General features: G+C 65.0%; 20 protein-coding genes. 14 read left to right on the forward strand and 6 right to left on the reverse strand.

Features of this window, described 5'->3' with window-relative positions; genetic code table 11:
* Positions 1-10 precede the first annotated feature (10 nt).
* From lpxD to CKO23_RS01540, 6 genes are all read left to right on the forward strand, one after another.
* Positions 11-1,057: a UDP-3-O-(3-hydroxymyristoyl)glucosamine N-acyltransferase gene (gene lpxD / locus CKO23_RS01515; protein ID WP_200327973.1), complete on the forward strand. Its 1,047-nt coding sequence runs from the start codon at positions 11-13 to the stop codon at positions 1,055-1,057.
* On the forward strand, positions 1,057-1,569 hold the full coding sequence (fabZ, locus tag CKO23_RS01520) for a 3-hydroxyacyl-ACP dehydratase FabZ (RefSeq protein ID WP_200327974.1): 513 nt from the start codon (positions 1,057-1,059) through the stop codon (positions 1,567-1,569). Before lpxD ends, fabZ begins: the two co-directional genes overlap by 1 nt.
* Positions 1,566-2,336 carry an acyl-ACP--UDP-N-acetylglucosamine O-acyltransferase gene (gene lpxA / locus CKO23_RS01525; protein ID WP_200327975.1) on the forward strand — a complete coding sequence of 257 codons (771 nt, stop codon included), beginning with the start codon at positions 1,566-1,568 and terminating at the stop codon, positions 2,334-2,336. The genes fabZ and lpxA overlap by 4 nt, the downstream gene beginning before the upstream one ends.
* A gap of 114 nt (positions 2,337-2,450) precedes the next feature.
* Positions 2,451-3,638, forward strand: a complete 1,188-nt coding sequence (gene lpxB, locus CKO23_RS01530; RefSeq protein ID WP_200327976.1) for a lipid-A-disaccharide synthase — start codon at positions 2,451-2,453, stop codon at positions 3,636-3,638.
* A complete protein-coding gene (rnhB, locus tag CKO23_RS01535) occupies positions 3,632-4,207 on the forward strand; it encodes a ribonuclease HII (protein WP_200327977.1) in 576 nt (191 codons plus the stop codon). Before lpxB ends, rnhB begins: the two co-directional genes overlap by 7 nt.
* Positions 4,208-4,421: 214 nt before the next feature.
* Positions 4,422-4,802, forward strand: coding sequence for a c-type cytochrome domain-containing protein (locus tag CKO23_RS01540; protein WP_200327978.1), 381 nt, complete (start codon positions 4,422-4,424; stop codon positions 4,800-4,802).
* Positions 4,803-5,018: 216 nt separating this feature from the next.
* Here the strand turns inward: CKO23_RS01540 and CKO23_RS01545 are convergent, their stop codons facing one another.
* From CKO23_RS01545 to CKO23_RS01555, 3 genes are read right to left on the reverse strand one after another with little or no spacing between them, the layout of a single operon-like run.
* A complete protein-coding gene (locus CKO23_RS01545; RefSeq protein WP_200327979.1) occupies positions 5,019-5,390 on the reverse strand; it encodes a PF20097 family protein in 372 nt (123 codons plus the stop codon).
* Between the two features lie 48 nt (positions 5,391-5,438).
* On the reverse strand, positions 5,439-8,552 hold the full coding sequence (locus CKO23_RS01550; protein ID WP_200327980.1) for an efflux RND transporter permease subunit: 3,114 nt from the start codon (positions 8,550-8,552) through the stop codon (positions 5,439-5,441).
* Positions 8,549-9,667, reverse strand: coding sequence for an efflux RND transporter periplasmic adaptor subunit (locus tag CKO23_RS01555; RefSeq protein ID WP_200327981.1), 1,119 nt, complete (start codon positions 9,665-9,667; stop codon positions 8,549-8,551). Before CKO23_RS01555 ends, CKO23_RS01550 begins: the two co-directional genes overlap by 4 nt.
* 341 nt (positions 9,668-10,008) lie before the next feature.
* Here CKO23_RS01555 and CKO23_RS01560 point away from each other — a divergent pair, with 341 nt between their 5' ends.
* Positions 10,009-10,473: a (2Fe-2S)-binding protein gene (locus tag CKO23_RS01560; RefSeq protein ID WP_200327982.1), complete on the forward strand. Its 465-nt coding sequence runs from the start codon at positions 10,009-10,011 to the stop codon at positions 10,471-10,473.
* The gene (locus CKO23_RS01565; RefSeq protein ID WP_200327983.1) at positions 10,466-12,640 is read left to right on the forward strand and encodes a xanthine dehydrogenase family protein molybdopterin-binding subunit; all 2,175 of its coding nucleotides are present in this window, start codon (positions 10,466-10,468) and stop codon (positions 12,638-12,640) included. The genes CKO23_RS01560 and CKO23_RS01565 overlap by 8 nt, the downstream gene beginning before the upstream one ends.
* 139 nt (positions 12,641-12,779) lie before the next feature.
* On the opposite strand, the gene CKO23_RS01570 is transcribed toward CKO23_RS01565, so the two are convergent.
* Together CKO23_RS01570 and CKO23_RS01575 are read right to left on the reverse strand one after the other, a co-directional pair.
* Positions 12,780-13,199, reverse strand: coding sequence for a SufE family protein (locus tag CKO23_RS01570; RefSeq protein WP_200328005.1), 420 nt, complete (start codon positions 13,197-13,199; stop codon positions 12,780-12,782).
* A 47-nt stretch (positions 13,200-13,246) separates the two neighbouring features.
* The gene (locus CKO23_RS01575; RefSeq protein ID WP_200327984.1) at positions 13,247-13,573 is read right to left on the reverse strand and encodes a HesB/IscA family protein; all 327 of its coding nucleotides are present in this window, start codon (positions 13,571-13,573) and stop codon (positions 13,247-13,249) included.
* Positions 13,574-13,708: 135 nt separating this feature from the next.
* Between CKO23_RS01575 and CKO23_RS01580 the strand changes: the two genes are divergently transcribed.
* A complete protein-coding gene (locus CKO23_RS01580; protein ID WP_200327985.1) occupies positions 13,709-16,378 on the forward strand; it encodes a PAS domain-containing hybrid sensor histidine kinase/response regulator in 2,670 nt (889 codons plus the stop codon).
* A 46-nt stretch (positions 16,379-16,424) separates the two neighbouring features.
* On the opposite strand, the gene CKO23_RS01585 is transcribed toward CKO23_RS01580, so the two are convergent.
* Positions 16,425-17,087, reverse strand: coding sequence for an LON peptidase substrate-binding domain-containing protein (locus tag CKO23_RS01585; protein ID WP_200328006.1), 663 nt, complete (start codon positions 17,085-17,087; stop codon positions 16,425-16,427).
* 407 nt (positions 17,088-17,494) lie between these two features.
* Here CKO23_RS01585 and egtB point away from each other — a divergent pair, with 407 nt between their 5' ends.
* From egtB to CKO23_RS01610, 5 genes are all read left to right on the forward strand, one after another.
* Positions 17,495-18,796 (forward strand): ergothioneine biosynthesis protein EgtB, encoded by a 1,302-nt coding sequence (gene egtB / locus CKO23_RS01590; protein WP_200327986.1) that lies wholly within the window; start codon positions 17,495-17,497, stop codon positions 18,794-18,796.
* Positions 18,793-19,818 carry an L-histidine N(alpha)-methyltransferase gene (gene egtD, locus CKO23_RS01595; RefSeq protein ID WP_200327987.1) on the forward strand — a complete coding sequence of 342 codons (1,026 nt, stop codon included), beginning with the start codon at positions 18,793-18,795 and terminating at the stop codon, positions 19,816-19,818. Before egtB ends, egtD begins: the two co-directional genes overlap by 4 nt.
* 210 nt (positions 19,819-20,028) lie before the next feature.
* Positions 20,029-22,821, forward strand: a complete 2,793-nt coding sequence (gene ppc, locus CKO23_RS01600; RefSeq protein ID WP_200327988.1) for a phosphoenolpyruvate carboxylase — start codon at positions 20,029-20,031, stop codon at positions 22,819-22,821.
* A gap of 9 nt (positions 22,822-22,830) precedes the next feature.
* Positions 22,831-23,712: an ABC transporter ATP-binding protein gene (locus tag CKO23_RS01605; protein WP_200327989.1), complete on the forward strand. Its 882-nt coding sequence runs from the start codon at positions 22,831-22,833 to the stop codon at positions 23,710-23,712.
* Positions 23,713-23,715: 3 nt separating this feature from the next.
* Positions 23,716-24,738 (forward strand): ABC transporter permease, encoded by a 1,023-nt coding sequence (locus tag CKO23_RS01610; RefSeq protein WP_200327990.1) that lies wholly within the window; start codon positions 23,716-23,718, stop codon positions 24,736-24,738.
* The last annotated feature ends 165 nt before the right edge of the window (positions 24,739-24,903 follow it).

Below are 24,903 nucleotides of genomic sequence, written 5' to 3' on the forward strand. Positions count from 1 at the left end.
GACCCGTCTGTTGGAGATCTGTCTCGAAGAACTCGCCCAACGGCTTGCCGTGCCATTGCTGGGTGACGGGCGGGTGATGGTCTCGCGCGTGGCGCAGCTGAGCAAGGCGGACGCCTGCAGCCTGACGTTTCTCGGCGACTCCAAATACCGAAGCCAACTCGCCGATACCCGCGCGGCGGCCGTCATTCTCACGCAGGCGGATGCCGATGCGTCCAGGGTGCCTGTCCTTGTCAGTGACAACCCCTATCTGACCTTTGCGCGGGCGGCGGGTATTCTGTATCCGCAGCCGGCGAGGCCGAGCGGGATTCATCCCAGCGCGGTCGTCGATTCGACCGCCCAGGTTCATCCGTCGGCTTGGATCGGACCGACGTCGGTGTTGGAGGCGCAGACCGTGGTCGCGGCGCGGGTCTTCGTCGGGCCAGGCTGCATTCTCGGGGAGGGGGTCACTGTCGGTGAGGATAGCCGCCTGGTCGCGCGGGTGACGCTCTGCGCGGGAACCCAGGTCGGTCGGCGGGCGCTCCTGCACCCGGGGGCGGTGATCGGTCGCGAAGGCTTCGGTTTTGCGCGGGATGGTGAGCGCTGGGTGCGCATCCCTCAGGTGGGGCGGGCCGTGCTCGGTGACGATGTGGAGATCGGTGCCAACACCTGCGTCGATCGTGGTGCGGTCGAGGATACGCTGATCGGAAACGGGGTGAAGCTGGACAACCATATTCAGATCGGCCACAACGTCGTGGTCGGTGACAACACGGCAATGGCCGCCAACACGGGGATCTCCGGCTCGACGCGGATCGGACGCAACTGCACCATCTCGGGTGCCGTCGGCATGGCCGGACACCTCGAAATCGGTGACGACGTGCATTTTACCGGCATGGCGATGGTAACGCGGTCGTTTACGGAGCCTGGCTCCTATAGCAGCGGCATCCCAGCGATGCCGACTGCGGAGTGGAGGCGAAACGTGGCGCGTTTCAGGCATCTCGACGAGCTGACGCGCCGAGTGAAACAACTTGAAGTAGCTGTTGAAACAATGAACGAAGCAAAAGGGCAGGGGGAATCCTGATGGATGGGTCACATCCGGTGCCAGCGGATTCCGAACAGCAAGCGAGTGGCGCGGAGACAGCCGTGAGCACCATGGATATTCACAAGGTGATGAGCCTCTTGCCGCACCGCTATCCATTCTTGTTGGTCGATAAAGTCATCGACTACAAGGTCAACGACTATCTGGTCGCGCTCAAGAACGTGAGCTTCAATGAGCCTTTCTTCACCGGGCACTTTCCGGTGCGTCCGGTCATGCCGGGTGTCCTCATCGTGGAGGCCATGGCGCAGGCGACGGGTTTGCTGGCCATGGCATCGCGCCCGGAAGAGGTGGGGGAGAGGTCGCTCTACTACTTCGTCGGGATCGACAAGGCGAGGTTCAAACGTCCTGTCGAGCCAGGCGATCAATTGATCATGGAAGTCAAGCTCGGCCCCGTGCGCCGGGGGATCTGGAAGTTCGATGGCGAGGCGCGCGTGGACGACCGCGTGGTCGCGACGGCTGAGATCATGTGCACGGCGCGGGACTTCACCGCTTGATCCATCCCACAGCGGTCGTCGATGCCGGCGCGGAGCTCGACTCCAGCGTCGAGGTCGGTCCCTTCTCGGTCATTGGCGCCGGTGTTCAGATCGATTCAGGAACGCGCGTCGGACCGCACGCCGTGCTCAAGGGGCCTATGCGGATCGGGCGCGACAACCGCATCTTTCAGTTCGCTTCGGTCGGCGAAGACCCTCAAGACAAGAAGTATGGTGGCGAGCCAACCTGGCTCGAGCTGGGCGATCGCAACCAGGTCCGCGAGTTTGCGACACTGCACCGAGGGACGCTGCAGGACCAGGGCGTGACCCGCATCGGCAGCGATAACCTCTTCATGGCCTATACCCATGTGGCGCACGACTGCCGGATCGGGAATCAGGTCATCATGGCGAATGCCGCTTCGCTCGGCGGTCATGTCGAGGTTCAGGACTGGGCGATCCTGGGCGGTTTTACCATCGTGCACCAGTTCTGCCGCATCGGGGCACATAGCTTTTGCGCCATGGGCTCGGTGTTGAACAAGAACGTCCCGCCTTACGTCATGGTCGGCGGGCACCCCGCGGAGCCGCATGGTATCAACACCGAGGGCTTGCGCCGCCGTGGCTTCTCCACTGAATCGATCCAGAGCATCAAACGGGCCTACCGGTCCCTGTACATGGCGAATCTCAAGCGTGACGAAGCGCTTGCGCGCATCCGCGAGATGGCCGATGCGACGCCGGAACTCCAGATCTTGCTCGAATTCCTCGCCGACACCAACCGTAGCATCGTTCGCTGATCGGGTTCAGTTGAGCCGCATGCCCTGTGAATCCTTCGGCCCGCGTCTGGCGCCTTGGGTGTCTCCTGACCCTCTATTACAGCGGCATCCGATCGTCATCTGGGTGAGCGGCGCATGAGCGGTCAGCAACCAGTGCTCACCGTGGGTATCGTGGCCAACGAGGCATCGGGCGATCTGCTGGGTGCCTCGCTCGTGCAGGCGATCCGTCGATGCGTGCCCGATGCGCGTTTCGTCGGTGTCGCCGGCCCCAGAATGCTCGAAGCAGGATGCGAGACGCTCTTCGATCTTGAGCGGCTTTCGGTGATGGGGCTGATGGAGGTGCTCGCGCACCTGCGCGAGCTGCTGGGTCTGCGTGCGCAGTTGGAGCGGTATTTTCTGTCCAATCGACCGGATGTCTTCATCGGCGTGGATGCGCCGGACTTCAATCTTGGGCTCGAGCGGCGTCTGCGAGCGCATGGCATCAAGACGGTCCACCTGGTCAGCCCAACCGTGTGGGCCTGGCGTCCGGGACGGGTGAAAGGAATCCGCCGCGCCGTCGACCTGATGTTGAGCATCTTTCCCTTTGAAGAGGCCTTCTTGCGTCAGCATGGAGTGCCGGCGACCTATGTCGGTCATCCCTTGGCCGATGAAATCCCCCTGGAGGTCGACCGCGGTGCTGCCCGCCGTGCCTTGGGTCTGCCGCTGAAGGGGAGGCTCATCGCCATCCTGCCCGGCAGTCGGGTCGGGGAGGTGGCACGTCTGGCCCGGCCCTTCATCGAGACGGCCGTCCAGTGCCTTGCCGCGAGACCAGAGTTGACATTCGTCGCCCCCATGGTCAATGCGAAGTTGCGCGACCTCTTCGACGCCGAGTTGCAAGCCCTGGCGCCGGATCTGCCGATCAGTCTGGTGGCTGGACGCAGCCGTGAGGTCATCGCCGCCGCGGACGCTGTCCTGACGGCCTCGGGTACCGCGACCCTGGAGACCCTGCTGCTCAAGCGGCCCATGGTGGTTGGATACCGTGTCCACCCCATTTCCTATCATCTGGTCAAGGGGCTGAGATTGGTCAAGGTGCCTCATGTCGCCATGGCGAACCTGCTGGTCGGGCGTGAACTGGCCCCGGAGCTGATTCAAGACAAGTGTCGCGCGAATCTGCTGGCTCCCGCGCTGCTGGGTTTGCTCGCCGACGCCGATCGCGTCCTGCGTATTCAGCAGGAATATGGCCGAATCCACCGAGCGCTGAGGCGCGATGCGGCTGAGACCGCCGCACGCGCGGTACTCGAACTCCTTGGCCAGAGACTCCTGGAAGGTGTTGCGCGATGCTGATCGCGGGGGTCGATGAAGCTGGTCGTGGCCCATTGGCCGGACCGGTTTGCGCGGCGGCCGTCATCCTCGATGTCGCGCGCCCGATTCCGGGCATCACAGATTCCAAGAAGCTCTCGCCGGAGCGGCGATCGTCACTGGACCTGGCGATCAGGGCTCAGGCGCTCGCCTGGTCGATTGGCTGGGCCAGTGTCGAGGAGATCGACCGCATCAATATCCTCCAGGCCTCACTGCTGGCCATGCAGCGCGCCGTCGCCGGTCTGGATCTGATTCCGGGGCATGTCCTGGTGGATGGCAACCAGTGTCCGATACTCGCCTTCAGCGTCGAGGCGATCGTCGGCGGCGATGCGAGCGTTCCCGAGATCGGTGCTGCCTCGATCCTGGCGAAGGTTGCGCGCGATCGTCGGATGGAGGAATTGGATCGGGAATACCCTGGCTATGGTTTCGCGCGACACAAAGGCTACCCCACGCGTCTGCATCTCGATGCGCTGACTAGGCTGGGCGTGACGCCGCATCATCGTCGGAGTTTCGGTCCGGTGCGCCGAATACTTGATGTCTCGACTCGGCCTTGATCGAGGTCGATAAAAAAAGTCTATTGCTCCCTTCTTGAAATTGATGCCTGGTTCATAGTTTTTCGTGGAAAAGACGGGCTATGTTCAAACCGTCAGACGATCTGTTTTCAACCAGCCCAGTCACTGGCGGCTGAAAGCGGATCGGTGGTCGGTCAAGCGGTCGCATAGCTGGCTGTGAGAGCAGCCTGTTCCATCAGAAGAAGGAGAACAATCGATGACACGAATCATGAAGTGGTCCAGCGTCCTGGGTCTGCCGGCCGTCATCTTGCTTGCCGGCTGCGGTCAGCAATCGAGTGTGAGTTTTTCCCAGGACGTAAAGCCAATCCTGCAGAAACACTGCGTCGAGTGCCATCTGAATGGCGGCGCGGGCTTCGAGGCGAGCGGATTCCTGATCGAGTCTTACGACAGCCTGATGAAAGGCACCAAGTTTGGCCCCGTGATCGTTCCGGGCGACTCCATCTCCAGCAGCCTCTACCGCTTGGTTGCCGGCGAGGTCGATCCATCCATCCGCATGCCGCATGGGAAGGATCCCATCAGCAAGCAGGAAATCGCGACCATCGAGACTTGGATCGCACAAGGGGCAAAGAACAACTGATGAGTAGGGGCTCCGTCGCGCGGCCGATCGCCGCGCGGAGCCATGTTCGGCGGTCAACAGCTTCGGCTCGATCAGGGAAGCGCTGGGGGCCAGTTGCCCGGTCGGAAGACCGGTGCCGATGGCCCCCTCCACAGCACGGGGACGTGCTGAGCTGCGTCCCCGCAAGCGTTCGAAGGCGGCATCCGCTTGAAGATTCGACGGGCTTCGTAGCCTGTATCACTTGGCTGGTGTGACCAGCGTCGAATGATCCACCAGCAGCATCTGGCAGTCCGGGCAGTGCCAGCTCAGGTTGCTCGCTGGCCTCAGCGAGAGACTGATGGTATTCGGCAGTGCCGATCCGATGTGCGCTAGAGCGCCCGGTGGTCCGGCTCGCAGCGGCGACCAAATCGCACCTTTCCCCAACATGACCCAGCCGCTCTGCATGTCGCGGCCGCAGGCGGGACACCTGTAGGCGCGCCCCTCGAGAAGAGTGGGCGCGAAGGGGATGGCGCGGTTTCTCCGCTGCATGTGACGGATGAGCACCCAGAGCAGCACCAGCATCGAGATGCTCAAGGCCCCGGCGAGGTAGATGGGAATCTGCGCCTGCATGGCTGCCGCCTCCGTCCCGCCACAGGGTTCCGGTTTGAATCCGCCGCCTCAGTCGCCCGCCAGCTCCTGCTCCAGACGCCGCTTGACGTCTCCAGGCGAGCCGGTTCGGCGCGCTAGCAGATCATAGGCGACTGGCACCACGAAGAGCGTGAAGAAGGTCGCGGCCAGGACGCCTGCCAGGATCACGGTGCCGATGACCGTGCGCGTCTCCGCGCCGGCGCCGCTCGACAGCAAGAGCGGCACCGAGCCCGCCGCCGTCGTGATCCCCGTCATGAGGATGGGGCGTAGCCGCACACTCGACGCCTCCAGCAGCGCGGCGCGAAATTCCTGTCCCTGGTCGCGCAGTTGGTTGGCGAACTCCACGATGAGGATGCCGTTCTTGGCCGCAAGCCCCACCAGCATGATGAGTCCGATCTGGCTGTAGATGTTGAGCGTTTGACCCGTCGCCCAGAGTCCGGCCAGCGCGCCCGCCATGGCGAGCGGGACGGTCAGCATGATGATGAAGGGGTGGATCCAGCTCTCGAACTGGGCGGCGAGCACCAGATAGACGACCAGGACGCCGAGCACGAAGACGAAAAGCACGCCCTGGCTGCTCGATCGGAAGTCGCGACTCTCACCCTTATAGTCGATCTGGGCGCGCTCCGGGAGGTGCTTCCTGACCTTGCTCTCCAAGTCGGTGAGAGCGTCGCCGAGCGCGAGCCCATCGGCCAGGCTCGCCTCGATGGTGATGGCTCGGATGCGATTGAAGCGGTTCAGACTCTGCGAGTCCGCGGACTCGACCACCTTGACCAGGTTGGCGAGCGGGATGAGCGCGTTGCTGCGGGATGAGCTGACGAAGAGGTTGTCGAGGCTTGCCGGGGTCCGCTGCGCGTCGCGCTCGCCTTCCAGGATGACGTCGTACTCCTCGCCGCCCTCGAGATAGGTGGTGACCTTGCGTGAGCCGAGCATGGTCTCAAGGGTGCGACCGATGGTCCCGACGGTCACGCCGAGATCCGCCGCGCGATCGTAGTCGATCTCCACCTGCAGCTGCGGCTTGGTCTCTTTGTAGTCCCAGTCGATGCCCGTGAGACCTGGATTGTCCTTCTCGATCTCGGCGAGCAGGATGTCGCGCCACTGCGCCAGCTCCGCATAGGTGCCCCCGCCGAGCACGAACTGGACGGGTTTCTGCGTCCGTCCACCGAACCCCTGACGCATGACCGGAAAGGCCTTGACGCCTGGCAGGTCGGCGAGCTTTGCGCGGATCTCGTCCATGATGACCCAGGCGGAGCGCCGCTTGGCATAGTCGTCGAGCACCAGAATGACGATGCCCGTGTTGAAGGTCGCCGTATTCGAGAACGACCTCGGTGTTCGCACCAGGACCCGCATGGCCTCGCCGTTGTCCGAGTACGGCAGCAGGCGCCGCTCGATCTCGTCCATGTACTCCTTCATGTAGGCATGGGAGGCGCCCTCCGGCCCGTTCACCATGATGAAGAAGGCCCCGCGATCCTCCTTGGGCGTGTATTCCTGTGGGATCTGCTGGAACAGCCAGACGGCGGCACCCAGGGTTGCGACCAGGCAGACGACCACGATCCAGGGTTGGCGCAGCAGCAGGCCGAGCAGGCGCGCATAGGCACGTCGAACCCAGTTGAAGCCTCGGTCCACCAGATGGAGCAGGCTGAAGGCGTCGGAGCGCTCCGGATGAGCTTCCGGCAGCACCTTGGAGGCCAGCATCGCGGACAGCGAGAGCGCCACGATAGAGGAGAAGACCACCGCAGCCACCATGGTCAGGGCGAACTCGGCGAAGAGGCGTCCGAGATCGCCCTGCAGGAAGGCGATGGGCACGAAGACGGCGACCAGCACGATGGTGGTTGCCACCACGGCGAAACCGACCTGGCGCGTGCCGCGATAGGCCGCCACCAGACGGGACTCGCCATACTCCTCCATCCGGCGGTGAATGTTCTCCAGCACCACGATGGCGTCGTCGACCACCAGCCCGATGGCGAGCACCAGGGCGAGCAGGGTCAGGATGTTGATGGAGAAGCCGAGTGCCAGGAGCACTGTGAAGCTGGCGACGATGGACACGGGCACGGTAACGGCCGGCACCAGTGTGGTGCGCAGGCTGCCGAGAAAGAGAAAGATGACCAGGATGACCAGGACGATGGCGATGCCCAAGGTCTTGTAGACCTCGCGGATGGCGTCCTTGATGAAGACCGAGGTGTCGTAGCTCTGCTTGATGGCCATGCCCTTGGGCAGGCTGGGGTTGATGCGCTCCATCTCGGCCTTGGCGGCATCGGCCACGGCGATGGTGTTGGCCGTCGACTGCTTGATGATGCCGATGCCGACCATGGGCACGCCATTGCCGCGAAAGAAGGTGCGATCCTCCTCGGTGCCGCGCTCGACGCGGGCGACGTCGCCCAGACGCACCAGATAGCCGTCCTCGCCGCGCGCCAGGACCAGTTGGGAGAAGTCCTGGGCCGTGTTGAAGGTGCGGGTGACGCGGACGCTGAACTGCCGATCGATGGACTCCACATCGCCGGCCGGCAGCTCCAGATTTTCCGCGCGCAGGGCGTCCTCCACGTCGGCGACCGTGATGCCACGGGCCGCGAGGGCGCTGCGGTCGAGCCAGATGCGCATCGCGAAGACCTGGTTGCCGCCGACGCGCACGCGCGCGACGCCGTCGAGCACCGAGAAGCGGTCCACCAGATAGCGGCGGGCATAGTCGGTCAGCTCGGGCACGCTCATGCGGTCGCTCGCCAGATTGAGCCACATGATGACGTCTTCGTTGCTGTCGACCTTCTGGATCTCCGGCGGCTCGGCCTCCGACGGCAGCTGGTCCAGGATCGCGGAGACGCGGTCGCGGATGTCGTTGGCCGCGCCGTCGATGTCGCGGTCGATGTTGAATTCGACCGTCACCTGGGAGCGGCCGTCCTCGCTGGTCGACTCGATGGTGCGAATACCCTCGATGCCGGCGATGCGGTCCTCGACCAGCTGGGTGATACGGTTCTCCACCACGATGGCCGCCGCGCCGGGATAGAGCGTCTCGATGGAGACCACCGGCGGGTCCGTGTCCGGGTATTGGCGCAGCGGCAGGCGGTCGAAGGAGACCAGGCCGAAGGCGACCAAGAGCAGCGAGAGGACGCTCGCGAGCACCGGCCGGGTGATGGAGAGATCGGAGAGGATCATTGGCCGCGCTCCGTCATGGCGCGCAGATCGCGCGAGCCGTCATCCACGGCCAGGATCTCCAGCGGCTGCCCCGGTCTGAGCTTGTCGTTGCCGTCCGTGACCACGCGATCCCCCAACTCCAGGCCCTTGCGCACCTCGACCAGTCCGGGAAGACGGGTGCCGATCTCGATCTCTCGACGCTCCGCGGTGAGACCGGCATTGCCCTCGGCGAGGACCATGACGAAATGGCCCATGCCCTCGTGGAGCAGTGCCGCCTCCGGGATCACGATGCCGTTACGTGGCTTCGTCAGCAGCTCGACCTGCATCAGCAGGCCGGGTCTCAGCTTGGCGTCCGGGTTGGGGATGAGTGCGCGCACGAGCACGGAGCGCGTTACCGGATCGATCCGGCTGTCGACGCCGCGCACCACGCCAGCGAACACCTCATCGCCGAAGGCCGCCGTCGTCGCCAGGATCTTCAGACCAGGCGCGACGTCGGCCAGATAGATGCTCGGCACCGAGAAGTCGAGCTTCATGACACGGTCTTCGTCCAGCGTCGTGATGAGGTCGCCGGGCTCCACCAGCGCCCCGCGGCTGATGTTGCGCAGACCAAGGACGCCACCGAAGGGGGCCTTGATGATGCGATCCGCGAGGCGCGACTCCAGCGCTACCAGGACAGCGCGTGTCGTGTCCAGATCCCGCTTGCGCTCGTCGAGCAAGGACTCGGAGGCCGAGCGCTGAGCGACCAATGATTTGACGCGCTGGTATTGGCGCTCGGCTTCGTCCACCCGCACCCGCGCCTCTTCCAGCAAGGCATGCTCCTCCGCGCTGGTCATCTCGACCAGGAGGGCGCCGGCCTTCACCCGTTGGCCGTCGTCGAAGTGAACGACCGAGATGGTTTCGGTGACATTGGAGGTGATGGAGACCGACTCGTTGGCCTTGAGCGTGCCCAGGGCCTCGACATCGTCGGTGATGGCTTGGGCGCGCGTCTGCGCAACGATGACGGCTGCAGGCTTGGATGCGGAGGGTCCGCCCGGCTGCGCCCTGGCTTCGACCCCGAGTAGGAGCAGGCAAGAAAGGCCGAGCAGACAGGCGCGGCGGCGCGGACAGGGCAGGTCGGGCAAGCTGATGTGCGGCATCTGTTCCAGGACTCGTTGGGGGCTGCGGCTGACTTTTGACATGGAGGGGCGAGGGTGCCACTTTGTTCCGGAAGGGGCTTAGAATTCGCGAACGGCATGGGGCCTTGGATGCGGTCGGCGACTGCGGGGCGCGGACTCTCGTGCCCGCGCGAGCGTCGAAGGCGGTGTCTTTGCCGCCGGTTTCCGCCGGGCCAGCGGCCACCGTTGGGGTCGCGGCGGGCCTCGATGCTTCGCGGTTCCGGCCAGGAGTTATTGATCTTTTAACGGGCTCACTTTCACCATTGCCTAAAATCTGCAATGCTAGCGGGCCTGCCGTCTGCTTGACCCTGACTCGAGATGCGATGATCTCCTTGACGTTGAATGGCGAGCCCCGCGCGCTCGATCTGGATCCGGAAATGCCGTTGCTCTGGGTGCTCCGCGACCACCTGGGGCTGATGGGCACCAAATACGGCTGCGGCAAGGCGGAGTGTGGCGCCTGCATCGTTCATTTGGACGGTGAGCCGGTTAATGCCTGCATGACGCCCCTCTCTCAGGTCGAAGGCCGATCGGTGACGACGATCGAGGGATTGTCGTCGGACGGACGGCATCCGCTGCAATTGGCTTGGATCATCGAGCAGGTGCCGCAGTGCGGCTACTGCCAGCCCGGTCAGATCATGATGGCGGCGGCGCTCCTAAACAAGCATCCGCGTCCCACCGACGCCCAGATCGAAGAGGCGATGTCTCGCGTGCTGTGCCGCTGCGGCACCTACGAACGCATCCGTCGCGCGGTGCATCGCGCGGCGAGCCCAGAGGTCCAGAATGGCTGATGCCGGGGTCGGGCGGCGACTGTCCAGACGTTCCCTGCTCAAGATCGGTGCCCTCGCTGGCGGTGGCCTCGCGCTTGGCATTCATCTTCCGGTCCGTGCCGAGCTTGACCCCGAGCCTCGCTCTGCCGACGCCAAGACGGCGCCGGAAGCCCCCGTCGAACTCGCTCCCAACGCCTGGGTTCGGATCCATGGTGACGGGCGAATCGAGCTGGTGCTGGCGCGCTCCGAGATGGGCCAGGGCGTGATGACGGCCCTGCCGATGCTGCTGGCCGAAGAGCTGGAGGTCGGGCTCGATCAGGTGCAGCTGGTGATCGCGCCCGTCGCACGGGTCTACGCGAATCGTCTGCTCGGTGTTCAGGCGACTGGGGAGAGCACCTCGGTGCGCGATGCCTGGACGCCCTTGCGCGAGGCCGGTGCCGCGGCGCGCGCGCTGATGATCGCGGCGGCGGCATCCGTCTGGGAGGCCCTGCCGTCTGACTGTCAGGCGCGTCGCGGCCGGGTTCACCACAGCGACGGCGTGCGCAGTCTGTCCTATGGCGAGCTGGTCGCGACCGCCTCGGGGCTGGCGCCTCCGGATCGGGTGGCGCTCAAGTCCCCCGCTGCCTGGACCTTGATCGGTACCTCGCAGCAGCGCCTGGATACGCCGGAGAAGGTCTCTGGCGGCGCCCACTTCGGACTGGACATTCGCTTGCCGGGTCTCCTCTTTGCGACGCTCTACCGCTGCCCCGTGCCTGGCAGTCGGGTGCTGAGCTGGCGAGCGGCGGAGACCCTGAAGGTTGCGGGCGTGGTCGACGTCCTGGCGGTGCGCAACGGCATCGGCGTGGTTGCTGAGTCGACCTGGGCCGCCCTCCAGGGGCGCGCGCGACTGGATGTGAGCTGCAGGCCCACGGTCAATGCCAATCTGGATTCCCAGCGCATCCGGTCGCGGCTGCGCATCGGGCTCAAGGGGCGCTCGGCCGTCGCGCGCAAGTCGGGTGACGTGAGTCTTGCACTGGCGGCCGCCGCGCATGAGATCGAGGCGGTCTATGAGGTCGGCTTCCAACCGCACGCCTGCATGGAGCCGATGAACTGCACCGCCGACGTGCAACCCGACCGCTGCGCCCTCTATGTCCCCACTCAGGCCCAGGAAGGGGCGAGGGCGATCGCGAGTGCGATCACGGGCTTGGCGCCGGGACGGATCTCGGTCCACACCAGCTTGCTCGGCGGAGGCGACGGCCGGCGGTTGGAGCAGGACTTCGTCGTGGATGCGCTCGAGCTCTCGCTGCGTGTCCACCGACCCGTTCAAGTGGTCTGGACGCGGGAAGACGACTTCCGGCACGATTTCTTCCGGCCCATGACCCTACATCGTTTACGCGGGGGACTGGATGCCGAGGGCCGGGTGACCGCCTGGTTCCATCGCGTCGTGGGTCCCTCCGTCCTCGCCAGGCTGCGGCCGGACAGTATCCGCGATGGCATCGATCCCTTCATGGTCGAGGGTGCCGCAGACATTGCCTACGAGATCCCCGATCTGCGCATCGAGTACCGGCGCGCCGATACGCCGGCCGCTGTCGGTCTTTGGCGCGGCGGCGGTTATGCCCACACGAGTTTTGCCGCCGAGTGCTTCCTCGACGAGCTTGCGGCTGCCGCCGGTCAAGATCCGCTCATGATGCGCCGCCACTTGTTGGCCGGCAGTCCGCGCCATCTGCGTCTGCTCGATCGCATCGGCGAGCGTGCTGGCTGGGGCGCGGCCGCCACGCAGGGGCTGGGGCGTGGTCTCGCGCTGGTCGCGGCCTTCGAGAGTCTGATTGCCATGGTCGCGGAGGTCGCCCTGGAGGGCGGGCGTGTGCGTGTCCATCGCGTCTTCTGCGTCGTGGATTGCGGGCGTGTCGTCAATCCGGATCTGGTGCGCGGGCAGATCCAGGGCGGCGTCGCCTACGGGCTGACGGCGGCGCTCAAGGGTGAGATCAGCTTCACGGACGGGCAGGTCGATCAGCTCGATTTCGAGCAGTATCCGCTCCTGCGTTTCGGCGAGATGCCAGAGGTGGTGATCGATATCCTGCCGAGCGATGCGGATCCGGGCGGCGTCAGCGGCCTGGGTGTCCCGCCGATCGCTCCAGCCGTCGCCAACGCCGTCTTCGCCCTCACCGGGGAGCGCGTGCGTTCGTTGCCGATCCGGCTTGCCTCATGAGCGGCGTCGTCTCCGGGCCTCAGCGCCGGCGACGCCGCTCGGGTCCGCTGCAGCGCGATCCTGCCCAACCTCTCCGTCGCCGTTGCGTCCGCCGCGTGGACCCGCGCAGCTTGACGTGATCGGCTCCCTGAATCACCCATCAGGCCGCGGCTTCGGCCAGCCGCTTCATCTTGTTCACGATGGCATAGACGCCGACATGCCGATTGGGGCTCAGATGCTCCTCCAGTTGCAGGCCGCTGAAGAGTGCATCGACGTCGAGCGCCTCGATGTCCGCCGGGGTCTTCCCGGAGAAGAGCCCGACGAGTAAGCCGACCACGCCCTTGATGATGGCCGTGTCGCAGTCGCCACGAAAGCGCAGCCGCCCATCTCGCTCGGGGTCCGGCTCCGCGGCGACATGGACCAGGCTCATGCACTCCATGACGCGATTCGCATCCGTCTTCTGCTCGGCGGGCATGGCCGGCAGTCGCTCGCCGATCTCGACCAGGTATTGGTAACGCTGGTCCCAGTCCCCCAGCAGCTCGAAGTTCTCGATGATTTCGCCGATCTCGTCGTCTAGCATCTCGTCGTCTAACATAGGGCGCGCTCGTCGCTCGGGTTCCGGGTGGGTCAGACGCTGAAGGATTCGCCGCAGCCGCATTGGTCCTTGGCGCGCGGGTTGTTGAACTCGAAGCCCTGGTTCAGGAGGTTCGATGTCACGAAGTCGATCTCCATGCCGTCGATGCGCTCCATGCTCTGCGCGTCGACGACCACTTTGACGCCATGGCTCTCGAAGACCTGGTCTCCGCCGTCGAGCGCATCGGCGTAATCCACCTCATAGGCGAATCCGCTGCAGCCGCTCTTCTTGGTGCCGACCCTGAGGCCGAGGCCCTGTCCCCGCTTCTCGAGCATGCGCGCGACGTGCCGCGCGGCGGCCTCTGTCAGTGTGACTGCCATCTCTCTTACCTCTTGGTTGAAAACGTGATGTCTGTCAGGAATTAGAACTGAAAGCCCCTGATTTCAAGCTTGAACGCACCAAAACCGGCGAGTATCGTCATCCGTAGAATCCGCTGACGCCATGCCGACTCGCCCTTGCCCACCCATTCGCCCTCTCCCCTTCACCACGAGCACAGCGCTCCCGAGCTGGTGGCGCGGCTCGACGTCAGTCTCTGTTTCCTCGACCCTCAGCTCTGCCCCCAATGGATCCGGCCTCCGCGGCCTTCACAGGTGGGGTGTGCCGAGGTGCCCGGCGATGATTGGCGCGAGGCTTTGACGCAAAGCCGCGAGCTGCGGCGGCTCGCCGAGCAGGTGCGCGCATCCGGTTCGAGCTACGAGGGCATGTTCGTCCTGCCGGGACCGGATGGTGGGCGTGAGCTCGATCTTACGCTGGCGCCCGTTCGTGATTCCGATGGGCATCTGACCGGCATCATGCTCTGTGCCCTGGATCTCAGCCAGCATGAGCGGGCCGTCGCGGCGCTGGCCGATGCGGCCGAGACCTGTCAGATGCTGGCGGATTATAGCCTCGACTGGGAATACTGGATCGGGCCGGACGGACAGCTGCGCTGGATGTCGCCCGCCTGTCAGCAGGTCTCCGGCTACAGCGTCGCGGCCTTCTTGGCGGATCCTCGGCTGCTCGAGTCGGTGATTCATCCGGACGATCGCGAGCGCTTCTCGGCGCATCTGCACGGCGCCCCCTGCACGTCGCCGGCGACGCAGATGAGGGTGCGCCTGCTGCGTCCGAGCGGGGAAGTCCGTTGGATCGAGCACGTCTGCAAGGCGCTCTACTGGCCTGACGGCGTCTTCGCTGGCCGCCGCTCCGCGAATCGCGATGTCACGGAGACGATGCAGATCGAGCAGGCGCTGCGTGAGAGCGAGAACCAGTTTCGGCTCATGTTCGAACTCGCCACCGTCGGCATGGTGGTCATCGAGCCGGCGAGCCGTCGACCGTTGCGGGTCAACGAGAGCCTCTGTCGCATCCTGGGCTATGACGAGGCCGAGCTGCTGCAGATGGACTTCAACGAGCTGACTCATCCGGATGACCGCGACTACGACGGTATTCGCTACCAACGGGCGGTGCGGCAGGAGGATGCCGACTACTTCGTCGAGAAGCGTTACCTGCGCAAGGACGGTCAGGTGGTCTGGACCCTGGTCAACGCGACCTTCATCCGCGATCCAGAGGGGCAGCCTTTGCGTGCCTTGGCCGCCATCATCGACATCACGGGTAGGCGCAGGGCGGAGGCGCGCGCGCGCGAGCTGGCGACCGTGGTCGAGTGCTCCTCTGATTTCATCGGAATCGCCGGCCTGGATCGTCGATGCCTCTATCTCAACAGGGCCGGCAGGAAGCTGGTTGGGCTCGCCCCCGATGATGCGTTGCCCGGTATCAGGATCGAGGACTTCTTCTTGCCCGAGGACCGTCCCTTCCTCGCCGAGACCATCATGCCCGCGCTCGACCGAAGCGGGCGCTGGACTGGAGAATTCCGCTTTCGCCACTTCCAGACGCAGGAGCCGATCGACGTCTTCTACGATGCCCTGCGCATCGACGACCCGGAGACTGGCCGTCCATTGCAATACGCCACCGTGACCCGCGACATCCGCAAGGAAAAGGCCGCCGAGGAGGCGCTGCTGGAGGCCGATCGTCGCAAGGACGAATTCCTGGCCATGCTCGGTCATGAGCTGCGCAATCCCATGGCGCCGATCCGCAATGCGGTCGAGATCATCCGCTCCATCGGCATCGGCGAGGATCGGCGCATCGCCTGGGCGGTCGATGTGCTGGATCGACAGACGGCTCACATGGGGCGTTTGCTGGACGACTTGCTCGATGTCTCACGCATCGTGCGTGACCGCATCGAGCTCGACTCGCACGAGGTTGAGCTGCGTGACGTGGTGCGGCAGTCGGTGGACGGCGTCTTCGCCATGATGCGCGAGCGTCACCACCACTTCGTCTTCGAGCTGCCGTCGCCTGAGGTGAGAGTGCAGGGCGACCCCGTGCGCCTGTCCCAGATCCTGCTCAACCTCCTGGTGAACGCCGCCAAATACACCCCGGATCACGGTGAAATTCGCGTCGACTCCGAGGTCGGTGCGGGCGAGGTTCTCATCCGGGTGCGCGACAATGGTCAGGGGATGTCCGCCGCGCAGATCGAATCGATCTTAGGGCTCCGCCCGCAAGGCAGGGCGAGCCAAGACATCCTGTCCCAAGGCGTCGCACCGAACGCGGGACTGGGGCTTGGCTTGACCATCGCCCGGCGTCTGGCCGAGCTGCACGGTGGGATCCTGGAGGCTGCGAGCGAGGGGGTCGGGCGAGGGGCCGAGCTTCGGCTGCGGCTGCCCTTGCTTGTCCAGGCGCCGCAATCCGTCGCGCTCAAGCCTGACGCGGAGAGTCTCGCGGTCGATTCCCTTGAGCCCCTGCGAATTCTCATCGTGGATGACAATCCGGATGTGGCTGGCGCGCTTGCGATGCTGCTCGAGATTCACGGCTATCAGGTCGAGACGGCATCCTCCGGCCCCGAGGCCATCGAACGTGTCCGGCACTTCCAGCCGCGCGTCGCCTTCCTGGATATTGGCATTCCGGGCATGGATGGGCTGGAGCTGGCGCGCCGTCTGCGGCAGCGACATCCGGATTCGGAGTCGCTGATGCTCGTCGCCCTGACGGGGCTCGGTCACGAGCAGGCGCGCGAGCAGTCGCTCGCCGCCGGATTCGACGAGCACTTGGTCAAGCCGCTGGAGCAGAAGACCCTGCTGTCGCTCTTGAGGCGGTTGTCCTGAACGCGCGCCTGGCGGCGCCTGAGTCGCGGTGCTCCGGCCTGGTCGGCTAGTGCCGATGCTCGGCGACACGCATGCTGGAGGCGGATGCCATGTCCAATAGACCACGCATGAGTGCGGCCCGCTCGACGGTCTGGAGTGTCTCGATCAGCGCCTGCTTGTCCTCTGGGCTGAGCGGCAAGTGGGCGCAGAGCAGGTTGGTCAGCTCGTTGTCGCCCATCTTCTCGATGTCATCCCAGGGAATCTCGACGCCGCGCAGGTTGCAGTAGGTCTTGAGCGAGCCGAGAAAGCCCTCTCGGTCGGCCATCCCTTCGCCTTCCATGTGGTAATCCGCCGCGAACCGCTCCCAGTCGATACTGGCGCAACGGTAGCCCTTGCGTTCCTCCAGCTCGCGCGACACCTGGAATCGGCAGACCCCGGTCAGAACCAGGATGATGCGTCCGTCGTTCGTCTCGCTATAGGACGTGATGCGTCCCGCGCAGCCAACGCGATGGATCTCCGGGCGATCCTGCGTCATGGTCTCGCTGGTCGGTTGGATCATCCCGAGCAGGTGAGTCGACGCGCAGGCATCGAAGACCATGTTGATATAGCGCGGCTCGAAGATGTTGAGCGGCAGCTGTACGCCAGGCATGACGACGGCTCCGGCGAGTGGAAAGATCGGGATCTCGCGTGGAAGATCGGAAAACTTGGGAAAGAAGGGATTGCGGGTCATCATGTGCTCCAGGGGCTCCAATGAGGCGATCCGGCTTCGCCGAGGTGCGCTGACTCGAGCTTGGCGCCGATCCCAGCCTTAGATGGGGTAGGAATCGCCGTTCTACAGTCCGCTCTCCCGGTGGTGCGTGATTTTCGATGACGGCTTTGCGCCGACCGCTCACATACCTGTGACAGCCTTCGGGCGTGGCTGGAAATCGCCGAACCTGGCCGCACAGTCACCAACCGAGCGCGGTCGGGATCGTGGGACGCCCTATAGTGTCCCTGTCGATCCGATTCGCGTATGAAGCCATGAATTCGCAATACGCGATCGCTATCTTTCACGCGAGTCGGCCGGGCCTCGTCGAGCGGTCGACCCGCAACAGCCTTGATCGGGCGCGCAGCGTCATAGATGACCGAGGGGACGTCATGCAGGAACTACATTCCGTAAGGGACCGAACGGACGCGCCGCGCTCCGCCCTGTCCGAGCACTTCAGCCGTATCCGGCACTTCTCCGAGCAGCTCTGCGAGCCGCTCGCGATCGAAGACTACGGCTTGCAGACCGTGGTCGAGGCGAGCCCGCCGAAATGGCACTTGGCGCACGTCTCATGGTTCTATGAGACCTTCCTGCTCAGACCTTTCCTGGCCGGGTATCAGGTCTTCCATCCGCGCTTCGAGTACCTCTTCAACAGCTACTACGAGCAGACCGGGAGCGGTTTCTGGCCGCGCCCCGAACGTGGCCTGCTGTCGCGCCCGACGGTGGCCGAGATCTACGACTACCGTCATCACGTGGACGCCGCCATGCTCAGGCTGATCGATGGCTGCGCAGCGGACGACTGGCCACAGGTGGAGCTGCGGCTGCAGATCGGGCTCAACCACGAGCAGCAGCATCAGGAGTTGCTGATCACGGACATCAAGCGACACTTCGCGCACAACCCCCTGCGGCCGGTCTATCGCGCGGATCTGCCGCAAGCGCGCCTCGCCGAGCCACGGCCCTTGGCCTGGCAGACGTTCGAGGGTGGCGTAAGCCCGCTCGGTCTGGACGCGGGTGTCGCGGCTGGCTTTGGCTACGACAACGAGCGTCCGCGTCATCGCGTCTTCCTTGAGCCCTTCGCGCTCGCCGATCGTCCCGTCACCAATGGGGAATTCCTCGCCTTCATCCAGGATGGCGGCTATGAGAACACGGCCCTCTGGCTCTCCGATGGCTGGGCGGAGGTGCGGCAGCGCGGCTGGCGCTGCCCGCTCTACTGGGAGCAGGTGGACGACGCATGGCAGCTCATGACCCTGGCCGGGATGCGGCCCCTGAATCCGGCCGAGCCCGTGTGCCATGTCAGCTACTACGAGGCCGAGGCCTTCGCGACCTGGGCCGGCAAGCGACTGCCGACGGAGGCGGAATGGGAGCATGCGGCGGCCGAGGTGACGGTCGCCGGCAATTTCGTCGATGACGGCTGGCTGCATCCGCGTCCGGCTGGCGACGAACCCGGTCTCAAGCAGCTGTTCGGGGATGTCTGGGAGTGGACCGGCTCGGCCTATCTACCCTATCCGGGCTATCGCGCACCCGCCGGGGCGCTGGGCGAATACAACGGGAAGTTCATGTGCAACCAGATGGTGCTGCGTGGCGGGTCTTGCGCGACCTCTCGGGACCACGTCCGCGCGACCTACCGCAACTTCTTCTATCCGCTGGAGCGCTGGCAGGTCAAGGGCTTCCGGCTGGCGGAGACGCTGTCATGAGCCAGTCTTCGGTCGCACGTCGCTCCGCGTTTCAGGAGCCACCAGTGGCGCTCGAGGACGATGCCGCGCGCCGCGTCCGCTTCTTCGACTATCACCCGACTCAGGCCGACGTCCGCGAGGAGGTTCTGCAAGGGCTCGAGCAGTGTCCCAAGCGGCTTCCGCCCAAGCTCTTCTACGACCAGCACGGCTCTCGGCTGTTCGACGCCATCACCGAGCTGCCGGAGTACTACCCCACGCGCACCGAGATCGCGATCCTGCGTGAGCATGGGCCGGAGATGGCCGACCGTCTCGGGCGCGAGAACGTGCTCATCGAGCTGGGTAGCGGGAGCAGCCTCAAGATCCAGACCTTGCTCGCCGTGCTCGAGCCGGCGGTCTATGTCCCCGTGGATATCTCCAAGGAGCACCTTCTGGAGTCCGCCCATGCGCTGGCCGCCCGCTTTCCCAAGCTCTCGATCCGCGCGGCCTGCGCGGATTACTCCGGGCCGTTCAGGCTGCCGCTGGAGCCGGGCTGGAGCCGTCTGGCGGCCTTCTTCCCGGGGTCGAGCATCGGCAACTTCGATCCGCCCGATGCCAGAAGGCTGCTGGAGCGCGTGGCCGCTGTGCTCGGGCCGGGCGGCAAGCTCCTCATCGGTGTGGACTTGCGCAAGGATACGCAGATCCTGAACGCGGCCTACAACGATGCCCAGGGGGTGACCGCGGACTTCAATCTGAACCTCCTGACCCGCATCAATCGCGAGCTCGGCGCGGATTTCGACCTGGACGCCTATGCGCACAAGGCCTTCTTCGACGATCGCAAGGGCCGGATCGAGATGCACCTCGTCAGCCTGGCGGATCAGGTCGTGCGGGTCGCCGGGCAGACCATTCGGTTTGGACGCGGCGAGACCATCCACACCGAGAGTTCCTACAAATACGCGATTGCGGACTTCCAGGGGCTGGCGCGGGACGCGGGTTACACCTCAGAGCAGGTCTGGACCGACCCCGGAGAACTCTTCAGCGTGCACTGTCTGCGGGTGAACGCCTGACCTCGCCCCGGACCGTCGCTGGGACTTGGGCTTGGGGGGCAGCGCGCTGCCCGCGCCCAGTCCACTCCTGGTCTCCCTGATCATTCCCTTCAGGTGCGGACGCGATTGAGCTGCGGACGCGATGATTTTTGTTCGCGGCGTCCGCGCAGGGTAGTATCCGGGCCATCTTCGCCCCAGTCCCGCGGGCCTTTGGTATCGAGTACTGTCCCCATGAACGATTTGTCTCAAGATCAGACGCTGGAGCGCGACGTCCAGCTCTTCACCGCGCTCCTCGGCGAGGTCCTGCGCGAGCACAGCCGCAAGCGCGTGCTGGTGGTCGTGGAGCGTCTGCGCGACGGCTTCATGCAGCTGCGCCAGGAGGAAGACGCGGAGCTGCGCGACAAGCTGATGAAGCGCATCGAGACCCTGGACCCTCAGACCCTTTCGGAGGTCATTCGCGCCTTCACCATCTATTTCGGCTTGGTCAACGTGGCCGAGGAGCTCAATGCGCACCTCGCGCGCATGGACCTCATCTCGGCCGGCGAGCGCCTCTGGCTCGGTTCCTTCGACGACACGGTGCGCGGTTTCGCCGAGGACGGCGTGGCCCCCGAGAACTTTCAGAGCCTGCTGGAGCACCTGCTGTACCTGCCGGTGTTCACGGCCCATCCCACCGAGGCCAGGCGCCGCACGATCTCGGAGACCTTCCGCCGCATCTTTCTCGTCGGCCAGGATCTGCACCGACGCAAGCTCAACGAGGAGGAGCTGGAGGAGAAGCTGCAGGAGATCCTGACTCACATCCAGATCCTCTGGAAGACGGACGAGGTGCGTGTGCACAAACCTCAGGTGACCGACGAGGTGCGCCGCGGACTCTACTTCTTCCGCGAGTCGCTCTTCGAGGCCGTCCCTCTGGTCTACCGCTTCCTCGAAAAGGCGGTGCGGCGCAACTATGGGGCCGCCAGCGGCATTCGGGTGCCCAGCTTCATCCGCTTCGGCTCCTGGGTCGGGGGCGACCGCGATGGCAATCCCTTCGTCAAGCCCGAGACCACGGAGATGGCGGTGCGGATGCATGCCGAGCTGGTCTTGGAACTCTATGTCGAGCGCATCGAAGGCCTGAGGCGGATGCTCAGCCATTCGAGCGCCCTCTGTCAGCCGTCGCCTGAGCTGCTCGACAGCCTGGATACGGACGAGGTGTACTGGGTCGGCACCATGGGCCAGCGCCAGCGTCGCTTCCTCTACGAGCCCTACCGACGCAAGCTCGCCGTGATGGGGCATCGGCTGCAAGCGAACCTCGAGCGCGTGCGCACGCGCATCGAGGGTCGTGATTACGATGGGATGCCCGAGGGCTATGCGGATGCGCGCGATTTCCTCAGTGACCTCTATCTGATCCGCGATTCGCTGATGCACCATGGGGATGCCAGCGCGGCGGCCGGTCCGCTGCAGGACCTGATCCGGCTCGCCGAGACCTTTGGCTTCCACCTCGTGTATCTGGACATCCGCCAGGAGTCCACGCGCCATACCCAGGCGGTCACCGAACTCTTCGCCCGCCAGGCCGGCGCGCCCTACTATCAGGCCTTCACCGAGGAGCAGCGGCTGATGGCGCTGGCCGAGGCCATCGCCCATCCGCATCCCTTCGTCATCGACAAGGCGACCCTCACGCCCGAGACCCGCGAGACGCTCGAGGTCTTCGAGGTGATTGCGCGCATGCGCGCGGAGATCGGCGACAAGGTCTTTGGCCAGTACGTCATCTCCATGACACACGTTGCCAGCCACGTGATGGAGGTGATGCTGCTCGCCCGCCTGGCGGGTCTGGTTGGTAAGGACACCCAAGGCTGGTTTTGCAGCCTCCAGGTGTCGCCCCTGTTCGAGACGATCGACGACCTCGGCCGCATCGAGCAGGTGATGGCGACCCTGTTCGACAATCCGACCTATCAGGCCCTCTTGAAGGCCTCCGGCAATCAGCAGGAGGTCATGCTCGGCTATTCCGACTCCTGCAAGGACGGCGGCATTCTGTCCTCGAGCTGGAGTCTCTTCGAGGCGCAGAAGAAGGTGATCGCACTCGCTGACGACCGTGGCGTGGCCTGCCGGCTCTTCCACGGTCGCGGCGGCACGGTTGGGCGGGGCGGCGGTCCGACGCATGAGGCCATCCTGGCGCAGCCCGTGGATACCGTTCACGGCCAGATCAAGTTCACCGAGCAGGGCGAGGTGCTGTCCTACCGCTACGCCAATCCGGAGACGGCCCGCTACGAGCTGACCATGGGCATCAGCGGCCTGATCAAGGCGAGCCGCTGCCTGATCGAGTCCCCGGAGGAGGAGCGCAACGACTATCTCGGCATCATGGACGAGCTGGCGCGCCATGGCGAGGAGGCCTATCGCAAGCTGGTGCGCGAGACCGAGGGCTTTCTGGACTACCTCTACGAATGCACGCCCTTGGACGGTATCGCCCTGTTGAACATCGGCTCGCGGCCTTCGCACCGCAAGAAGGCCGATCGCTCCATGGGATCGATTCGGGCGATTCCCTGGGTGTTCGGCTGGGGCCAGTCGCGCCACACCCTGCCGGCCTGGTTCAGTATCGGCCATGCCATCGAGCGCTATCGCGGCAACGACCTCGAGCGCCTCGCCAAGCTCCAGAAGATGTATCAGGAATGGCCCTACTTCCGGGCATTGCTCTCCAATACCCAGATGTCTCTCTTCAAGGCGGAGATGCGCATTGCGCGCGAGTACGTGCGCCTGGCGGAGGATCAAGCGCAGGCCGCTACCATCTTCGGGATCATCGAAGAGGAGTATCGCCGCACCCTCACCCAGGTGCTCAACGTGGCTGGGCTGCGGGTGCTCATGCAGGAAACACCGGATCTGCAACGCTCGCTCGCTCGCCGCAATCTCTATCTGGACCCCTTGAACCATATCCAGGTGGCGGTACTCGAACGCTATCGTGGCGAAGCGGACGACGAGAAGCGCGAGGGTTGGCTGGATCCGCTGCTGAGATCCATCAATGCGATCGCGGCCGGGATGCGCAACACAGGCTGAGGGATCGCAATGGCTTACCTCATCGAGGCACAGGACCTGGTACGGCTCTACCCGGGCGTGCGCGCGGTCGACGGCATCAGCTTCGGCGTCGAGATGGGCCAGTGCTATGGGTTGCTCGGACCCAATGGGGCCGGAAAGACGACGACGCTCGAACTGCTCGAGGGGATTCAGACGCCGACCTCGGGGGCCGTGCGCTTCAAGGGCCGGCCCCTGGATCGGACCTACGCCGAGGCGATCGGCATCCAGTTCCAGGCGACCGCCCTGCAGGAGTTTCAGACCGTCGGCGAGTCGCTCGGCATGTTCGCCAGTTTCTATCGACACATGGCGGATCGCGATGAGCTGATCCGGCTGTGCAACCTCGGCGACATTCTGGATCGGGATACCCGCAAGCTCTCGGGTGGTCAGCGCCAGCGCCTCTTGCTTGCCGTCGCCCTGGTCAATGATCCCGAGCTGGTCTTTCTCGACGAGCCCACCACGGGCCTGGATCCGCAGGCGCGGCGGAATTTCTGGGGGCTGATCGAGATGGTGCGCCGGCGTGGAACGACCGTGCTCCTCACCACCCACTATATGGAAGAGGCCGAGCGTCTCTGTGACCGCATCGCCATCGTGGATCATGGCCGCATGATCGCCGAGGGCAGTCCGGCGGAACTCGTCAGGGCGCATTTCCCGGCCCGCGTGATCCGGCTTGCCGATTCGGGTTGGCCCGAGGGCACCCCGTTGCCGGATGGCGCCTTGAAGGGCAATGGCGAGATCGAGCTCTACGCGGAGGATGTGCCTGAGATGCTGGCCGAGCTGGAGCGCATCGGAGCAGACCTGACCGCGCTGCGCATCGCCACGCCCAATTTGGAGGATCTCTTCTTGAAACTCACCGGCCACGCACTCCGGACCTGATTCATGTTCAAACGCGTCATCGCCATCCTGATCGCACGCAACCGCGAGTTCTACCGCGACCGCGCGGGACTGGGCTGGAACATCCTCATGCCCATGATGATGGTGCTGGCCTTCGCCTTCATCTTCCAGGGCGATCAGAAGGATCTGCTCAAGGTGGGCGTGGTTGCCCAGCAAGGCGATCTGTCGACGGTCACGTCGCCCTTGCTGGAGGTACAGCATCTGACCTTCGTGCCCTTCAGCGGACCGGACGAGGCGATCAGGAAGGTCGAGCGCCACCAGCTGGACCTGCTGCTCGACCTGCGTGCGGCACCCGCCTACTGGGTCAACGTCAACTCCGCCAACGGCTATCTGGCCGAGCGCCTGCTGCTGGGCGCCTATGCGGCGCCGGCTCAAGGCGCGCCGGAGCGCAAGACGGTCACGGGGGAGGCGCTGCGCTACGTCGACTGGGTGCTTCCAGGCGTGCTGGCGATGAACATCATGTTCTCGAGCCTCTGGGGTGTGGGCTGGGTGATCGTGCGCTACCGCAAGAACGGGGTGCTGAGGCGGCTGAAGGCGACGCCGCTGCGACCTTGGGAGTTTCTCACCGCGCAAGTGGTGTCGCGCCTGATCGTGGTCCTGGGCGCGAGCCTCATCGTCTATCTCGGCGCCGAGCTGCTGCTGGACTTTCCGATGCGGGGCTCCTACCTGGCGCTGGGGCTCGTCTATGTCGCCGGGGCGCTCTGCCTCATCAGCCTCGGGCTGATCATCGCGGCGCGGCTGCGCACGGAGGAGGTGGCCGATGGTCTGCTCAACCTCATGTCCTGGCCGATGCTGCTGTTGTCAGGGGTCTGGTTTTCGATGGAAGGCACCAACGCCTTGGCGCAGACCTTCTCGCGGCTACTCCCGCTGACCCACCTGGTCGAAGCGGCGCGCAAGGTGATGATCGATGGGGCGGGGGTGTTGGAGATCTTGCCTCAGGTCGGGCTGCTGCTGGCCTTGGGCGTGCTCTTCCTCAGTGTCGCAACCTGGATGTTCCGCTGGGAGTAGGCGCGCGCGGCGGCGTCTGAACCGCTGCGTCTCCGGTTGGTGCTGGCGTCAGGCTGAGCGCAACGCAAAGCGCCCGGCCAAGGCAGGGCGCTTTGCGTGCTCGATCAGGTCGAGGCTCGGCCAAGGCAGGGCGCTTTGCGTGCTCGATCAGGTCGAGGCTCGGCC

This window comes from Thiocystis violacea (assembly GCF_016583565.1).
In the GTDB taxonomy this organism is placed as follows: Bacteria; Pseudomonadota; Gammaproteobacteria; order Chromatiales; family Chromatiaceae; genus Thiorhodococcus; species Thiorhodococcus violaceus_A.

Bases quoted from the DNA above. Each gene is read 5' to 3' on its own strand.
- CKO23_RS01575 (WP_200327984.1), bottom strand. From the start codon at position 13,573: ATGGCAGTCACACTGACAGAGGCCGCCGCGCGGCACGTCGCGCGCATG.
- CKO23_RS01605 (WP_200327989.1), top strand. From the start codon at position 22,831: ATGGCTTACCTCATCGAGGCACAGGACCTGGTACGGCTCTACCCGGGC.
- rnhB (WP_200327977.1), top strand. From the start codon at position 3,632: ATGCTGATCGCGGGGGTCGATGAAGCTGGTCGTGGCCCATTGGCCGGA.
- CKO23_RS01610 (WP_200327990.1), top strand. From the start codon at position 23,716: ATGTTCAAACGCGTCATCGCCATCCTGATCGCACGCAACCGCGAGTTC.
- CKO23_RS01555 (WP_200327981.1), bottom strand. From the start codon at position 9,667: ATGCCGCACATCAGCTTGCCCGACCTGCCCTGTCCGCGCCGCCGCGCC.
- CKO23_RS01565 (WP_200327983.1), top strand. From the start codon at position 10,466: ATGGCTGATGCCGGGGTCGGGCGGCGACTGTCCAGACGTTCCCTGCTC.
- CKO23_RS01540 (WP_200327978.1), top strand. From the start codon at position 4,422: ATGACACGAATCATGAAGTGGTCCAGCGTCCTGGGTCTGCCGGCCGTC.
- fabZ (WP_200327974.1), top strand. From the start codon at position 1,057: ATGGATGGGTCACATCCGGTGCCAGCGGATTCCGAACAGCAAGCGAGT.
- ppc (WP_200327988.1), top strand. From the start codon at position 20,029: ATGAACGATTTGTCTCAAGATCAGACGCTGGAGCGCGACGTCCAGCTC.
- lpxB (WP_200327976.1), top strand. From the start codon at position 2,451: ATGAGCGGTCAGCAACCAGTGCTCACCGTGGGTATCGTGGCCAACGAG.
- CKO23_RS01560 (WP_200327982.1), top strand. From the start codon at position 10,009: ATGATCTCCTTGACGTTGAATGGCGAGCCCCGCGCGCTCGATCTGGAT.
- CKO23_RS01550 (WP_200327980.1), bottom strand. From the start codon at position 8,552: ATGATCCTCTCCGATCTCTCCATCACCCGGCCGGTGCTCGCGAGCGTC.
- egtB (WP_200327986.1), top strand. From the start codon at position 17,495: ATGCAGGAACTACATTCCGTAAGGGACCGAACGGACGCGCCGCGCTCC.
- CKO23_RS01585 (WP_200328006.1), bottom strand. From the start codon at position 17,087: ATGACCCGCAATCCCTTCTTTCCCAAGTTTTCCGATCTTCCACGCGAG.
- CKO23_RS01570 (WP_200328005.1), bottom strand. From the start codon at position 13,199: ATGCTAGACGACGAGATCGGCGAAATCATCGAGAACTTCGAGCTGCTG.
- egtD (WP_200327987.1), top strand. From the start codon at position 18,793: ATGAGCCAGTCTTCGGTCGCACGTCGCTCCGCGTTTCAGGAGCCACCA.
- CKO23_RS01545 (WP_200327979.1), bottom strand. From the start codon at position 5,390: ATGCAGGCGCAGATTCCCATCTACCTCGCCGGGGCCTTGAGCATCTCG.